Source organism: Micromonospora lacuserhaii, assembly GCF_036902735.1.
In the GTDB taxonomy this organism is placed as follows: Bacteria; Actinomycetota; Actinomycetes; order Mycobacteriales; family Micromonosporaceae; genus Micromonospora.
In genome coordinates this window covers 59,342-73,379 of record NZ_JBAKHO010000004.1, presented here as the reverse complement: position 1 = coordinate 73,379, position 14,038 = coordinate 59,342, and the positions used below count along the sequence as shown (strand labels likewise).

Below are 14,038 nucleotides of genomic sequence, written 5' to 3'. Positions count from 1 at the left end.
CGACGGGACCAGATGGAGCCGGATCAGCGCAGGTCAGGCCGGGTCGAACCGGCGACTGACGGCGCCGCCGCCCGGCCGGTCCTGTACGACGCGGTGCTGCTGGACCGGGACGGCACGTTGATCGAGGACGTGCCGTACAACGGGGACCCGGGGAAGGTCAGGCCGGTGCCGGGCGCCCGGGAGGCGCTGGACCGGCTCCGCGCCGCAGGGCTCCGCCTCGGCGTGGTCAGCAACCAGTCCGGCCTGGCCCGTGGCCTCTTCACCGCCGACGAACTGCGCGAGGTCAACGCCCGGGTCGAGGAGCTGCTGGGCCCCTTCGACACCTGGCAGGTCTGCCCGCACGACGAGCGGGCCGGCTGCGTCTGTCGCAAGCCCGCGCCGGGCCTGGTGTACACCGCCGCGCGGGCGCTCGGCACCACGCCGGACCGCTGCGTGCTGGTCGGCGACATCGGCGCGGACATGACCGCCGCCGGCGCGGCCGGCGCCGCCGGGATCCTGGTACCCACCCCGGCCACCCGCCCGGCCGAGGTGGCCGCCGCCGGGCACGTCGCCCGCGACCTGCCCGGCGCCGTGGCTACCATCCTCGACCGGGCCGCCCTGCTCGCCGCGCCACCCGCGCGGGCCCACCGCGGCGGTGTGCTGGTCGTCCGCAGCGACTCCGCCGGGGACGTGCTGGTCACCGGCCCGGCGATCCGCGCCGTCGCCGCCGGTGCCGAGCGGGTCGTCCTGCTCTGCGGGCCGCGCGGTCGCGACGCCGCCGCCCTGCTGCCCGGGGTGGACGAGGTGCTCGAGTGGCCCTTGCCGTGGATCGACGGCGACCCCGACCCGGTCGACCCGGCCGACCTGCGGGCGCTGACCGCCCGGCTGGCCGACCTCGCCGTCGACGAGGCGGTCGTCTTCACCTCCTTCCACCAGTCCCCGCTCCCGCTGGCCCTGCTGCTGCGGATGGCCGGGGTGGCCCGGATCAGCGCGATCAGCGACGACTACCCGGGTTCGCTGCTCGACGTCCGGCACCGGGTGCCCGAGGGGCTGCCCGAGCCGGAACGGGCGCTCTCGCTCGCCGTGGCCGCCGGGTTCGCCCTGCCCGCCGGGGACGACCCCCGGCTGCGCATCCGCACCGCCGCCCTGCCGGCCGCCCCGGCCGGGCTCGGCGCCCCCGGGTACGTGGTGCTGCACCCCGGTTCGGCGGTCCCGACCCGGGCCTGCCCGCCCGAGCTGGCCGCCCGCATCGTCCGGGTGCTCACCGGAGCCGGTCACCCGGTGGCGGTCACCGGTGGTCCCGACGAGGCGGAGCTGACCGCCCGGGTGGCCGGCGACACCGGCATCGACCTGGGCGGGCGGACCGGGCTGGCCGAGCTGGCCGCCGTGCTGGCCGGGGCGGGTGCGCTGGTGGTCGGCAACACCGGGCCGGCGCACCTGGCCGCCGCGCTGGGCGTACCGGTGGTGAGCCTCTTCGCCCCCACCGTCCCGTACGGGCAGTGGGGGCCGTACCGGGTGCCGGCGGTCCGGCTCGGTGATGCCGCCGCGCCGTGCCGGGACACCCGGGCCACGGTCTGCCCGGTGCCCGGGCACCCCTGCCTCACCGCCATCGAGCCGGGCCGCGTGCTGGCCGCGGTGCGCCTGCTCGGCGTGCCGGCGACGGCCCCGCCGGTGCTGCCCGCGGCGACGGTCGGCGCCCCGACCGGGCCGACCGCCACGGTGGCCGCCGGTGGCGGGGGCGCTCGATGAACATCCTGGTGTGGCACGTGCACGGGTCGTGGACCACGTCCTTCGTGCACGGTCCGCACCGCTACCTGGTGCCGGTCACCCCCGACCGGGGCCCGTACGGGCGGGGTCGGGCCCGCACCTACCCGTGGTCGGAGAGCGCCGTCGAGGTGACCCCGCAGCAGCTGCGCCGGGAGGAGGTCGACCTGGTGCTGCTCCAGCGGCCCGAGGAGTTCGACCTGGCCTGCGACTGGCTGGGCCGCCGGGTCGGCCGGGACGTGCCGACGATCTACGTGGAGCACAACACCCCGAAGGGGGACGTGCCGAACACCCGCCACCCGATGGCCGACCGGGACGACCTGCTGCTCACCCACGTCACGCACTTCAACGAGCTGTTCTGGAACAACGGCGGCACCCGCACCGCCGTGGTGGAGCACGGGGTGGTCCCGCCGGCCGTGGAGTGGACCGGTGAGCTGGACCGGCTGGCCGTCGTGATCAACGAGCCGGTCCGGCGCTGGCGGGTCACCGGCACCGACCTGCTGCCGCGCTTCGCCGAGATCGCCCCGCTGGACGTCTTCGGCATGCAGGTGGCCGGCCTGGCCGACCACCTCGGCCTGCCCGCCGACCGGTTGACCAGCCACGACGACGTACCGCAGCACGAGATGCACGCCGCCCTGGCCCAGCGGCGGGCGTACCTGCACCTGTGCCGGTGGACCTCGCTCGGGCTCAGCCTGATCGAGGCGATGACCATGGGCATGCCGGTCGTCGCGCTGGCCACCACCGAGGCCGTCGAGGCCGTACCGCCGGGGGCGGGGGCGCTCTCCACCCGGGTGGACGCGCTGGTCGAGGCCGCCCACCGGTTCGTCGCGCAGCCCGCCGAGGCGCGCCGGGCGGGCACCGAGGCCCGTACCGCCGCCCGGGCCCGCTACGGCCTGGACCGTTTCCTCACCGACTGGGACCGCCTGCTGGAGGAGGAAGTATGCGCATCGCGATGATCTCCGAGCACGCCAGCCCCCTCGCCGTGCTGGGCGGTGAGGACGCCGGCGGGCAGAACACGCATGTCGCGGAGCTCTCCGCCGCGCTGGCGGCCGCCGGGCACGACGTCCGGGTCTACACCCGCCGGGACGCCGTCGACCTGCCCGTCACGGTCCGCGCCCCGGACGGGTACGAGGTGGTGCACGTACCGGCCGGGCCGGCCGAACCGCTGGCCAAGGACGCGCTGCTGCCGCACATGAAGCCGTTCAGCCACTGGCTGGTGGAGCGCTGGCGAGGCGGCGACTGGGCGCCGGAGGTGATCCACGCGCACTTCTGGATGAGCGGGCTCGCCGCGCTCACCGCCGGGCGGCAGACCGGGGTGCCGGTGGTGCAGACGTACCACGCCCTCGGCACCGTGAAGCGGCGCTACCAGGGCGTCCAGGACACCAGCCCGGCCCGGCGGATCGCGTACGAGCGGGAGCTGGGGTGCGCGGTGGACCGGGTGGTGGCCCAGTGCCAGGACGAGGTGGGCGAGCTGGTCCGGCTCGGCGTGCCGCGCTCCCGGATGACCGTGATCCCGTCCGGGGTCAACCTGACGACCTTCGCCCCGCTCGGGCCGGCCGCCCCGCGGGAACCCGACCGGCCGCGCATCCTCACCGTGGGCCGGCTGGTGGAACGCAAGGGCTTCCAGACGGTGATCCGGGCGATGGCCCTGGTCCCGGACGCCGAGTGCGTGGTGGTGGGCGGGCCGCCGGCCGGGCTGCTGGAGACCGACCCGTACGCCCGCAGGTTGCGCGCCCTCGCCACCACCTGCGGCGTCGCCGACCGGGTGAAGCTGGTCGGGGCGGTCCCCCGCGAGGAGATGGGCCGCTGGTACCGCTCGGCGGACCTGCTGGTGGCCGCCCCCTGGTACGAGCCGTTCGGGCTGACCCCGCTGGAGGCGATGGCCTGCGGCGTGCCGGTGGTGGGCACCGCCGTGGGCGGGATCAGGGACACGGTGGTGGCCGGGACGACCGGCGACCTGGTCCCGGCCCGGGACCCGCAGGCGCTGGGCACCGCCATCCGGGGCCTGCTCGACGACCGGATCCGCCGCTTCGGGTACGCCACGGCGGCGCTGCAACGGGCCCGGCGGCAGTACTCCTGGGCGGCCACCGCCGAGCGGCTGGCGGAGGTGTACGGCGAGGTGGCCGCGGTGCACCGGCCGTCCCGGGTGGTCGCCTGATGACGGCCGGGCCGACCGGGCCGGGTGTGCTCGACGCCCACCTGACCCTGCTGGCCGAGGCGCTGCTGCCGTTCCGGTCGGCGGAGGATCGGCTGGCCCGGTGGGGCGCCGAGCTGGCCGGCGTCCTCGCCGGCGGGGGCCGGATCCTGGTGGCCGGCAACGGCGGCAGCGCGGCCGAGGCGCAGCACCTCACCGCCGAGCTGGTCGGCAAGCTGCGCGACGACCGGGCGCCGCTGGCGGCCATCGCGCTGCACGCCGAGACCTCCGCGGTCACCGCGATCGCCAACGACTACGGCTACGACGAGGTCTTCGCCCGCCAGGTCCGCGCCCACGGCCGCCCCGGCGACGTGCTGCTGCTGATCTCCACCAGCGGGGCCAGCGCGAACCTGCTCGCCGCCGCGCGCGCCGGCCGGACCGCCGGCCTGCGCTGCTGGGCGTTCACCGGCCCGGCTCCCAACCCGCTGGCCGGGGCGTGCCACGAGGTGCTCGCGATCGCCTCCCCGGAACCCCAGGTGGTGCAGGAGCTGCACCTGGTCGCCACCCACGTGCTCTGCGAACACGTCGACCGGACGCTGCCCGTGGCGCTCGCCGCCGGGGTGAACACCGCCGCGGCGGTGGACGTCGCCGCGCCGGTAGACACCGCCGCGCCGGTGGACGTCGCCGCGCCGGTGGGTGCGCCCGGGCCGGCGGACGCCGTGCCACCCGAGGAGGCCGGGCCGGTGCGGGCCGGGGTCGAGGTGATCGTCGACGACGCCGGCCGGCGGGTCGGGGCGGGACGAGGAGGCGTGGAGTGAGGGGACCTCTGGTGGTCATCGGCGACACCCTGCTGGACCGGGACGTCGAGGGCGTGGTGAACCGGCTCTGCCCGGACTCGCCGGTACCGGTGCTGGACGAGACGGCGCACACCGACCGGCCCGGCGGCGCGGGCCTGGCCGCCGTCTTCGCCGCCACCCAGGGCGCGGAGGTGGCGCTGGTGACGGCGCTCGCCGACGACGCGGGCGGCGCCCGGCTCAGCTCCCTGCTCACCGCCGCCGGCGTGCAGGTGTACGCGCTGCCGCTGGTCGGCGCCACGCCGGAGAAGATCCGGCTGCGGGCCCGTGGCCGGGTGCTGCTCCGGCACGACCGGGGCGGCCCGGTCGGCGAGCCCGGGGAACCCGGCGAGGCGGTGCTGCGGCTGATCGCCGGGGCGTCCGCCGTGCTGGTCAGCGACTACGGGCGGGGGGTGGCCCGGCAGCCGGCGCTGCGGGCCGCGCTGGCCGCCACCCGGGCCCCGGTGGTCTGGGACCCGCACCCGCGCGGCCCCGCCGCGGTGCCCGGGGTGCAGCTGGCCACCCCGAACGAGGCGGAGGCGCGCGAGCTGGCCAAGGTCCCGCCGGGCGGGTCCCGGCTGGGCGCGGCGTCGCGGGGCGCGCAGGGGCTGCGCGAGCGGTGGCGGGCCGGCGCGGTGGCGGTGACCCTGGGCGGGGACGGCGCGCTGCTCTGCCACGCCGGCCCCACCCCGCTGGTGGTCTCCGCGCCGATCAACGCCGAGGGGGACACCTGCGGGGCCGGGGACCGGTTCGCCTCCGCCGCGAGCATCGCCCTGGCCCGGGGGGCGCTGGTCTCCGAGGCGGTGCAGGAGGCGGTGGCGGAGGCGTCGGCGTACGTGGCCGGCGGGGGAGTGGCGGCCGCCCTCCCGCCGCCGGTGCGGACCCCGCCGCCGGTGCTGCTCAGCGGCGGCGGGGAGCGGATCGGGGCGGCCGCTGCCGGCGCGGTCGTCGCCGAGGTACGCGCCGCCGGCGGCACCGTCGTGGCCACCGGCGGCTGCTTCGACCTGCTGCACGCCGGACACGTCGCCACCCTCCAGGCCGCCCGGCAGCTCGGCGACTGCCTGGTCGTCTGCCTCAACTCGGACAGCAGCGTCGCCGGGCTGAAGGGTCCGGACCGGCCGGTGATGTCACAGGGCGACCGCAGCCGGCTGCTCGCCGCGCTGAGCTGCGTCGACGCGGTGATGGTCTTCGACGAGCCGACCCCGCACGCCGCGCTGAGCTGGCTGCGCCCGGACATCTGGGTGAAGGGCGGCGACTACGCCACCGGCGGCGGGGACGAGCCGACCCTGCCGGAGGCCGAGGTGCTGCGCCGCTGGGGCGGCAACACCGTGGTGGTGCCGTACCTGGACGGGCGCTCCACCACCGACATGATCGCGGCGGCCCGCGGCGGGCGTCGCGCCACCACGCCCACCGGCGCCCGCCGGGCCGGCGCGGACCGACCGACGGCGGAGGGAGCACGATGACCAGCAGTCCACCCGGTGCCGGCCCGACCGTCCTGGTTACCGGCGGCTCCAGCGGGCTCGGCGCGGCGGTGGTCACCGCGGTGGCCCGGGCCGGTGGACGACCCCTCGTGCTCGACCGGCACCGCCCCGGCGACGGCGTGCCGTGGGTCGAGTGCGACCTGGCCGACACCCGGGCCGCCGAGGAGGCCACCCGCGAGCTGGCCGAACGCAACGGTGGGCTGGACGCGGTGGTGACCGCGGCCGGCATGGACGTCCCGGGCCGGCTGGCGGACGTACCCCGGGACACCTGGGAGCGGATCGTCACGGTCGACCTGCTCGCCACGGTCGCCGTGGTCCGGGCCGCGCTGCCCTATCTGGAGGCGTCCCGGGGCAACATCGTGACGGTCGCCTCGACCCTGGGGGTCAAGGCGGTCAGTGACGCCACCGCGTACTGCGCGGCGAAGTTCGGGGTGGTCGGCTTCTCCCGGGCGCTCGCCGCCGAACTGGCCGGGCAGGTCGGAGTGACCCTGCTGATCCCGGGCGGGATGCGTACCGCCTTCTTCGACGACCGGGATCCGCAGTACCGGCCGGGGCCGGACGCGAAGCTCAACGACCCCGCCGACACCGCCGCCGCGGTGATGTTCGCGCTCTCCCAGCCCGCCGGCAGCGCGGTCCGGGAGCTGGTGGTCTGCGCCGAGCAGGAGACCTCGTACCCGTGATCCTGGTGCTCCGGGCCCTCGGCGTGGGTGACCTGGCCACGGCGGTACCCGCGCTGCGAGCGCTGCGGTCCGCGTACCCCGACCGGGAGCTGGCGCTCGCGGCGCCCGCCTGGTTGGGCCCGCTGGTCGGCCTGGTCGGCGGGGTGGACCGGCTGCTGCCCACCGACGGTCTCGGCCCGCCGCCCTGGCCGCCCCCGCCGGTCGCGGTGAACCTGCACGGCCGGGGGCCGCAGTCGCACCGGATGCTGGCCGGCGCCGGGCGGCTGCTCGCCTTCCGCTGCCCCGATGCCGGTCACCTCGACGGGCCACAGTGGCGCGACGACGAGCACGAGGTGGACCGCTGGTGCCGGCTGCTCGACTGGTACGGCATCCCGGCCGATCCGACCGACCTCACCCTGCGGCCCGCGCCGGTGGGCACCGCGCCGGCCGGCCGGACCGTGGTCCACCCGGGCAGCAAGCTCCCCGAGAAGCGCTGGCCGGCCGGTCGGTTCGCCGCGCTGGCCCGGGAGCTCACCCGACGCGGCCACCGGGTGGTGGTCACCGGCTCGGCGGACGAGCGGGAGCTGGCCGGGCGGGTGGCCGCCGGGGCCGGGCTGCCCGCGGCGGCGGTGCTGGCCGGCCGGACCGACCTCGGCGAGCTGGCCGCCCTGGTCGCCGGGGCCCGCCTGGTGGTCAGCGGGGACACCGGCGTCGGGCACCTCGCCACCGGCTACGGCACCCCGTCCGTGCTGCTCTTCGGGCCGGTGCCACCGTCGCGGTGGGGGCCGCCCGCGGGTCGGCCCCGGCACCGCGTGCTCTGGGCCGGTGGACAGGATTGGCCGGCCTGGTCCGGGGTAGGTACGCACCCGACGTTGGCGGCTCTGTCCGTGGACGGGGTGCTGGCCGCCGTGGACGAGGTAGAGGCAGTGCGGGTCTCCGGTGCGATTGCGGCGTAGTGATCCGGGACGGGCGGGGTACGGGCGCCGCCGGCGCGGCAAGGGCTGCAGCTACCTCGACCCGCGCGGCGAGCCGGTCCGGGACCCCGACGAGCTGGCCCGGTTCGAGGCTCTGGTCATCCCGCCCGCCTGGCGGGACGTCTGGATCTCGCCGTACCCGAACGGGCACATCCAGGCGACCGGCGTCGACGCGGCCGGCCGCCGGCAGTACCTCTACCACCCCGAGTGGCGGCGCCGGCGGGACGAGGCGAAGTTCGACCACGTGCTGGAGGTCGCCCACCGGCTGCCGAACCTGCGGGACCGGATCGCCGACGACCTCGACGGCCGGGGGCTCAACCGGGACCGGGTGCTGGCCACCGTCGCCCGCCTGCTCGACATGGGGATGTTCCGGGTGGGCAACGACCAGTACGCGGTCGGGGAGGACGCCACCTTCGGGGTGTCCACGCTGCGCCCCGAGCACGCCCGCTCGCGCGGCGGCTGCGTGGTCTTCGAGTTTCCCGCGAAGGGCGGCGTCGAGCAGGTACGCCGGATCGAGGACCCGGAGCTGTGCCGGGTGCTGACCAACCTGCGCCGGCGCCGCCGGTCGGAGGAGCGCCTCTTCGGCTACTGGGACGGTCGGAGCTGGCGGGACGTGCGCAGCGACGAGGTCAACGGGTACCTGCGCGACGCCAGCGGCGGGGAGATGACCGCGAAGGACTTCCGGACCTGGCACGCGACGGTGCTGGCCGCCACGGAACTGGCCACGGTGGGCGTCCAGCGCTCCGCCACGGCCCGGAAGAAGGTGGTCGCCGGGGTGATGCGCGACGTCGCGGAGCTGCTGGGCAACACTCCGACGGTGGCCCGGACGTCCTACGTGGACCCGCGGGTGGTCGACCTGTACCACGACGGGGTGGTGGCCCCGGTGCGGCCGGAGACGCCGCGCACGCAGGCCGAACGCTCGGTGCTGGAACTGCTCGAGGAGGCCTGACCGGCCCCGTCGTCAGTCCTGGGGGGAAGAGCGACGGGGCCGGGGTCCGTACGGCCCGGGGCGGCCGGTGGCGACGCCGCCGGGCGGTGCGGCACCGGGGCGGTCGTCCGTGACCTGGACGGTCACGGACGCCACGCCGCGGCCCCCCGTTACCACTGGGCTGTCGGCGGTCGTCGACCACCGGCCCGCGCTCAGTATGTCGGCCCCGGGTTGACCATGGACGCCGCGCTGTTGACGATCCGTGCCTGTTCCCGCCGCGACTCCCGGTACGCCTGCGGCGTCACCCCGTACGCGGCGCGGAACGCCCGGCTGAAGTGGGCCTTGTCCCGGAAACCCCACCGGGCGGCCACCGCCTGGACCGGCCGGTGCGCCTGCGTCGGGTCGGCCAGGTCCCGCCGGCACCGTTGCAGCCGCAGGTCGCGCACGTACGCCGCCATGGTCGTCTCTTCCAGCTCGAAGAGCCGGTGCAGGGTGCGGACGGAGACGTGGTGCGCGTCGGCGACCGTCTGCGGGGTCAGCGTGGCGTCGCCGAGGTGCTGTTGGACGTAGCCGCGCACCTGGGCGAGCAGGGCGCGCCGGCGGACCTCCCGGGGCACCGCGTCCTCCGCCACCAGGTGCCGGCCGAGCAGGGTGGAGATCAGGTCCAGGCCCACGGTGCCGAGCCGGTCGGCGTCGGCCGCGTGGTACTGCTCCGGATGGGCGGTGAGCTGGGTGAGGTACTGGGCGAGCAGGGCGCCCACCCCCTCGGTGCCGGACATCCGGCCGGCCAGCAGGGGCGCGAGCCGGTCCGGTGGCAGCGGCAGCGCCCCGTACGGGATCAGCGCCACGATGCTGCGCGCGTCCTCCCGCCCGCGGTCCGCGCCGAGGTGGCTGACCTGGTGCGGGCGCGACCCGTCGTAGAAGGTGAACTCGCCGGGTCGGATCACGCTCTGCTGCCCGGCCTGTCCGGAGGCGCCGGTGCCGGTGGTGGTCAGCGCGAGCAGGAAGTAGTCCACCTCGGTCTGCCGGGCCAGCTTGGCGGTCCGCACGGCATCGAGCGAGGGGTAGCGGTAGCGGACCAGCTGGATCGGGCCGAGGCCGATGATCTCCGCCTTGGCCCGGAAGTCGCCCGCGTGCTCGGTGCGCATCTTCAGCGGCGCGGCGGTCCGCGCCACCAGGTCCAGCCACATCCCGAACCGCTCGCCGGGCGGCAGTGCCTCGGTGTCGATCACGTTGCGGTGCAGCATGTCCCCACCTCCCCGTCGGGCCGCTCGTTCCCGCCATTCTGGACGAAACGCTAAAGACCCGGTCGATCGAGGGGGCGGAGAAAGGACGGTCCGCGCGGCCCGGGTCGGGCGCGCGCGGACCGTGGGACCGTGTGCTCAGTCGTTGAGCACCTGGGAGAGCCGGTCCCGGAAACGCCGCTCCGAGTCGCTGACCTGGTCACCGCCGAGGCCGAGGATGCCGCCGGTGGGGGCCGCGCCGACCACCTGCTCGGCGATCTCCACCAGCCAGTGCTTGTACGCGCCGGCCTCGCCCTCGTCGACCCGTACGGCGAGCAGCGCCGCCGCCTCGGCGGCCCGGGTGAGCACGTCGTCGATCATGGCCTTCGGGTCGGTGGGGGCGATCACCGGCAGTTCCTCGCCGGCCTCCGGGTCGCCGACCCGGGACACGATCTCCCCGGCCACCGCGGCGACCAGCGGGTTGGCCGACTCCCGGCCGGTGGAGATGGTCTCCAGTCCGGCGGCGTTCTCGGCCCGGGTGCGCCGGGCGCCGTCGGACTCGGCGGCGCTCGCCGCGGTGAGCACCGACTGCGGCAGGCCGACCAGCAGCCCCCACTCCTCGTCGGAAAAGCCGAAACTGGTGTACGCCGGCTGTTCGATCACGACTGAGCCCCTCTCGGCCTGGTCATCACTGTCAGTGGTACGTGTCGCGCCCGCCGGCGCCCGGCTCAGGCTAGTCCAGGGTCAGCAGGCCCTGTTCGGACACCACGCGGACGGAGAGCGTCTTGTAGCCCACCTCGTCGAAGAGCACCGTCATCCGGTCGTCCTCGTAGTTGAGCACCAGGCCCGGTCCCCACTCGGGGTGGCGTACCTGGCTGTGCACGGGGAACGGCCCGACCGCCCCGGAGTCGGCGACGCTGGTGCCGGCGTGGCAGTTGTCGCAGTGTCCGCAGATCTCCGACATCTGCTCGCCGAAGTACGCCAGCAGCGCCTGGAGGCGGCAGCCGGTGGTCTCGGCGAAGGCGCGCATCATGTCGCTCCGGGACCGGGTGACGGTCTGCTGGCGTTCCGCCTCGGCGAGGGCCGCCGCGCCGGCCGCGGCCGGCTTCGGGGCGTAGCGCGGGGCGCCGATCTTCTGCTTGGCGCGCGGCTCGGCGGCGCCGACCTGCTCCAGCAGGGAGAGGTACTGGCCGAGCTTGCGCGCGCCGAGGCCGGTGACCTCGCGCAGCTCCTTCTTGGTGGCGGGCTGCTTTCGGACGACCGCGGCGAGGTCCCGCAGCTCGTTCTCGTTCGGCAGGCCGCCGCTGAAGTAGCGTTGCAGCCCGACGTCCTCGGCCCGCCAGAGCAGCAGCACCCGGGCGGGTTCCCCGTCCCGGCCGGCGCGGCCGATCTCCTGGAAGTAGCTGTCCGGGGAGTCGGGCAGCGCCATGTGCACCACCCAGGCGATGTTGGGCTTGTCGATGCCCATGCCGAACGCCGAGGTGGCCACCATGATCGGCACCTGGTCGGCGAGGAACGCCTCGTGCAGTTCGTGCCGGGCGTTGGTGGGCATTCCGCCGTGGTAGTACTGCGCCGGGAAGCCGGCGTCGGTGAGCTGCTGGGCGAGTTCCTCGGCCGAGCGGCGGGTCGGCACGTAGATGATGCCGGGGCGCTCGTCGTCGCGCAGCAGCGCGATCAGCCGCCGCCAGCGGTAGTCGTCGGTGGGGCAGTGGGCGACCTCGACGAAGAGGTTCGGGCGGTCCAGCCCGGAGACCACCACCTCGGGGTCCCGCAACCGCAGCCGGGCGATGATGTCGTCGCGCACCGGCGGCGAGGCGGTGGCGGTCAGCGCCACCACGGGTGGCCGGCCGATGCCCTCGATGAGGTGGCCCAGCGCCAGGTAGTCGGGGCGGAAGTCGTGCCCCCAGGCGGAGATGCAGTGTGCCTCGTCGATCGCCACCAGGGCCGGCTTCAGCGACTTCACCTCGGCCATCCGGTCGGGGTTGCTGAGCGCCTCCGGCGTGATGAAGAGGAACTCCGCCCGGCCCTCGCGGATCTCGACGACCGCCTGCGCCTGCTGGGCGGCGGTCTCGTCGGAGCTGATCCGGACCGCCCGCAGTTCGGGGCGCTGCCGTTCGTTGAGTGCGGCGATCTGGTCCTGCTGCAGGGCGAGCAGCGGGGAGATCACCACCGTGGGGCCGGGGATCAGGCTGGCCGGGATCTGGTAGATCGCCGACTTGCCGGCGCCGGTGGGCAGGACCACCAGGGCGTCGCGTCGCTTCATCACCGCGCGCATGGCGGCGAGCTGGTTGGGCCGCAGCGCGGTCCAGCCGAAGAGGCTTCGCGCCGCGCGGCGCAACGTCATCGAGTGCGTGGACAGCTTCATCGAGGGCCGGAGGTACCCGAGCCGATCACGGTCGAAACCGTTGACACCCGCCCGAGCGTCGACCCATTATGAACAAGCGCTCATGAACGCCCGTTCACAACGAGGGGGAGTCCGATGACGACGGTCGTGAACGATCACCAGGCGGCGGCGTGGAACGGCTACGAGGGCCGGCACTGGGCCACCCACCAGGACCGCTACGACGCGGTCAACAGCGGCTTCAACGCCCCGCTGCTCGACGCGGTCGCCCCGGGTGACCGCGTCCTCGACGTGGGCTGCGGCAACGGCCAGCTCACCCGGCTGGCCGCCCGCCGGGCCGGCGCCGGGCACGCGGTCGGCATCGACCTCTCCGCGCCGATGCTCGACCGCGCCCGAGCGTCGGCCACCGCCGAGCGGGTGTCGAACGTCCACTTCGTCCAGGGCGACGCGCAGGTCCACCCGTTCCCGCCCGGCTCCTTCGACGTGGCGCTGAGCCGGTTCGGGGTGATGTTCTTCGCCGACCCGGTGGCCGCGTTCCGGGGGATCGGTCGGGCGCTGCGCCCCGGCGGCCGGCTCGCCTTCGTCTGCCTGGACGACATCCGCCGTGGCGACCTCGGGTCGGTCCTCGCCGCGCTCGCCGCCGAGCTGCCGCCGGCCGGCACCGACGGCACCGGCGCCGCCGAGCCGCTCTCGCTGGCCGACCCGGCCGTGGTCCGCGAGATCCTCGCCGCCGCCGGCTTCGCCGAGGTCGACATCCTGGGGTACGAGGCGCCGCAGCTCTGGGGACGCGACGCCGCCGACGCCGGCGGGTTCCTCGCCGACTGGGGACCGGTCCGGCACCGGCTCGACCCGCTCGACCCGGCGACCGTCAACCGGGCCCGGGCCGCCCTGGTGGCGGCGATGCGACCGTTCGCCCGGCCCGACGGGGTACGGCTGCGCGGCACCGCCTGGCTGGTCACCGCCCACCGTCCGGCCCGGTCCTACGATGACCGGTGATGTCACCGAGGAGAGCGGCCGCCCTGCGCGGCGGGGAGCAGAGTCTGCGCGAGCACCTGGTCGCCGTGGCGGGCCGACTGGTCGCCGAGCGGGGGACGGCGGGGTTGACCGTCCGCGACATCGCCCGGGCGGCGCAGGTCGCCGACGGGGTGCTCTACAACCACTTCGCCGACAAGGAGGAGCTGCTCGGCCACGCCCTGCACGCGCACGTGCGGGCCGTCGAGGAGGGGCTGGCCGGCGGGTCCCCGCAGCCGGGCGAGGGCACGGTCGAGGCGAACCTGCGGTCGTACCTGAGCCGGGCGCTGGCCCTGCACGCGGCGATCCTGCCCGCGTTCGCCGGGGTGCTCACCCAGCCCGGGGTGCTGGCCCGCTTCGCCGCCCTGCCCAATCCGATCGGTGGCGGCGGCCGGGGCGTGCGCGCCGAGCTGGCCGGCTACGTCCGCGGCGAGCAGCGGCTCGGCCGGGTCGCCGGTGACGCCAGCCCCGACGCGGTCGCCGCGCTGGTCGTCGGGGTCTGCCACGACCTGGTCCTCGGCCACCTGCTCGACCCGTCCGGGCCGGCGCCGGAGCCCGCGCCCCGGCTGGTCGACGAACTGGTCGGCACCCTGCTGCGCGGCATCGCCCCGACCGGCGGCTGAGCGACAGGGGCGCCACCCCCTCACGCGGGCGGCGGGACCGGTCCACCCCGACGCCGCGTGAGGTTGCCCGCGGGAGCCACGATGCGGA

The 14,038-nt window shown here is 76.1% G+C and carries 13 protein-coding genes; 10 read left to right on the top strand and 3 right to left on the bottom strand.

Annotated elements, in window-relative coordinates; genetic code table 11:
* The first annotated feature begins 12 nt into the window (after positions 1 to 12).
* The 8 genes from V6U81_RS04045 to V6U81_RS04010 are packed head-to-tail and all read left to right on the top strand — an operon-like array spanning position 13 to position 8,773.
* On the top strand, positions 13 to 1,728 hold the full coding sequence (locus V6U81_RS04045; RefSeq protein ID WP_334484532.1) for an HAD-IIIA family hydrolase: 1,716 nt from the start codon (positions 13 to 15) through the stop codon (positions 1,726 to 1,728).
* Positions 1,725 to 2,699 (top strand): glycosyltransferase, encoded by a 975-nt coding sequence (locus V6U81_RS04040; RefSeq protein WP_334484531.1) that lies wholly within the window; start codon positions 1,725 to 1,727, stop codon positions 2,697 to 2,699. Before V6U81_RS04045 ends, V6U81_RS04040 begins: the two co-directional genes overlap by 4 nt.
* Positions 2,684 to 3,901 (top strand): glycosyltransferase, encoded by a 1,218-nt coding sequence (locus V6U81_RS04035; protein ID WP_334484530.1) that lies wholly within the window; start codon positions 2,684 to 2,686, stop codon positions 3,899 to 3,901. The genes V6U81_RS04040 and V6U81_RS04035 overlap by 16 nt, the downstream gene beginning before the upstream one ends.
* On the top strand, positions 3,901 to 4,695 hold the full coding sequence (locus V6U81_RS04030; RefSeq protein ID WP_334484528.1) for a D-sedoheptulose-7-phosphate isomerase: 795 nt from the start codon (positions 3,901 to 3,903) through the stop codon (positions 4,693 to 4,695). Before V6U81_RS04035 ends, V6U81_RS04030 begins: the two co-directional genes overlap by 1 nt.
* A complete protein-coding gene (locus V6U81_RS04025; RefSeq protein WP_334484525.1) occupies positions 4,692 to 6,173 on the top strand; it encodes a PfkB family carbohydrate kinase in 1,482 nt (493 codons plus the stop codon). The genes V6U81_RS04030 and V6U81_RS04025 overlap by 4 nt, the downstream gene beginning before the upstream one ends.
* Entirely contained in the window at positions 6,170 to 6,871 is a 702-nt protein-coding gene (locus V6U81_RS04020; protein WP_334484523.1) for an SDR family oxidoreductase, read from the top strand. Before V6U81_RS04025 ends, V6U81_RS04020 begins: the two co-directional genes overlap by 4 nt.
* The gene (locus V6U81_RS04015; protein WP_334484521.1) at positions 6,868 to 7,806 is read left to right on the top strand and encodes a glycosyltransferase family 9 protein; all 939 of its coding nucleotides are present in this window, start codon (positions 6,868 to 6,870) and stop codon (positions 7,804 to 7,806) included. The genes V6U81_RS04020 and V6U81_RS04015 overlap by 4 nt, the downstream gene beginning before the upstream one ends.
* The gene (locus V6U81_RS04010) at positions 7,790 to 8,773 is read left to right on the top strand and encodes a DNA topoisomerase IB (protein WP_334484519.1); all 984 of its coding nucleotides are present in this window, start codon (positions 7,790 to 7,792) and stop codon (positions 8,771 to 8,773) included. Before V6U81_RS04015 ends, V6U81_RS04010 begins: the two co-directional genes overlap by 17 nt.
* 191 nt (positions 8,774 to 8,964) lie before the next feature.
* Here V6U81_RS04010 and V6U81_RS04005 read toward each other — a convergent pair whose 3' ends face one another.
* The 3 genes from V6U81_RS04005 to V6U81_RS03995 form a co-directional block, all read right to left on the bottom strand.
* Positions 8,965 to 9,999, bottom strand: a complete 1,035-nt coding sequence (locus V6U81_RS04005; protein WP_334484516.1) for an AraC-like ligand-binding domain-containing protein — start codon at positions 9,997 to 9,999, stop codon at positions 8,965 to 8,967.
* A 135-nt stretch (positions 10,000 to 10,134) separates the two neighbouring features.
* Positions 10,135 to 10,638 (bottom strand): hypothetical protein, encoded by a 504-nt coding sequence (locus tag V6U81_RS04000; RefSeq protein ID WP_334484513.1) that lies wholly within the window; start codon positions 10,636 to 10,638, stop codon positions 10,135 to 10,137.
* A 70-nt stretch (positions 10,639 to 10,708) separates the two neighbouring features.
* Positions 10,709 to 12,340, bottom strand: coding sequence for a RecQ family ATP-dependent DNA helicase (locus V6U81_RS03995; protein WP_334484510.1), 1,632 nt, complete (start codon positions 12,338 to 12,340; stop codon positions 10,709 to 10,711).
* A gap of 114 nt (positions 12,341 to 12,454) precedes the next feature.
* On the opposite strand from V6U81_RS03995, the gene V6U81_RS03990 reads away from it, so the two are divergent.
* Both V6U81_RS03990 and V6U81_RS03985 read left to right on the top strand, forming a co-directional pair.
* Positions 12,455 to 13,312: a class I SAM-dependent methyltransferase gene (locus V6U81_RS03990; protein ID WP_334484507.1), complete on the top strand. Its 858-nt coding sequence runs from the start codon at positions 12,455 to 12,457 to the stop codon at positions 13,310 to 13,312.
* Positions 13,312 to 13,950 (top strand): TetR/AcrR family transcriptional regulator, encoded by a 639-nt coding sequence (locus tag V6U81_RS03985; RefSeq protein ID WP_334484505.1) that lies wholly within the window; start codon positions 13,312 to 13,314, stop codon positions 13,948 to 13,950. The genes V6U81_RS03990 and V6U81_RS03985 overlap by 1 nt, the downstream gene beginning before the upstream one ends.
* Positions 13,951 to 14,038 lie beyond the last annotated feature (88 nt).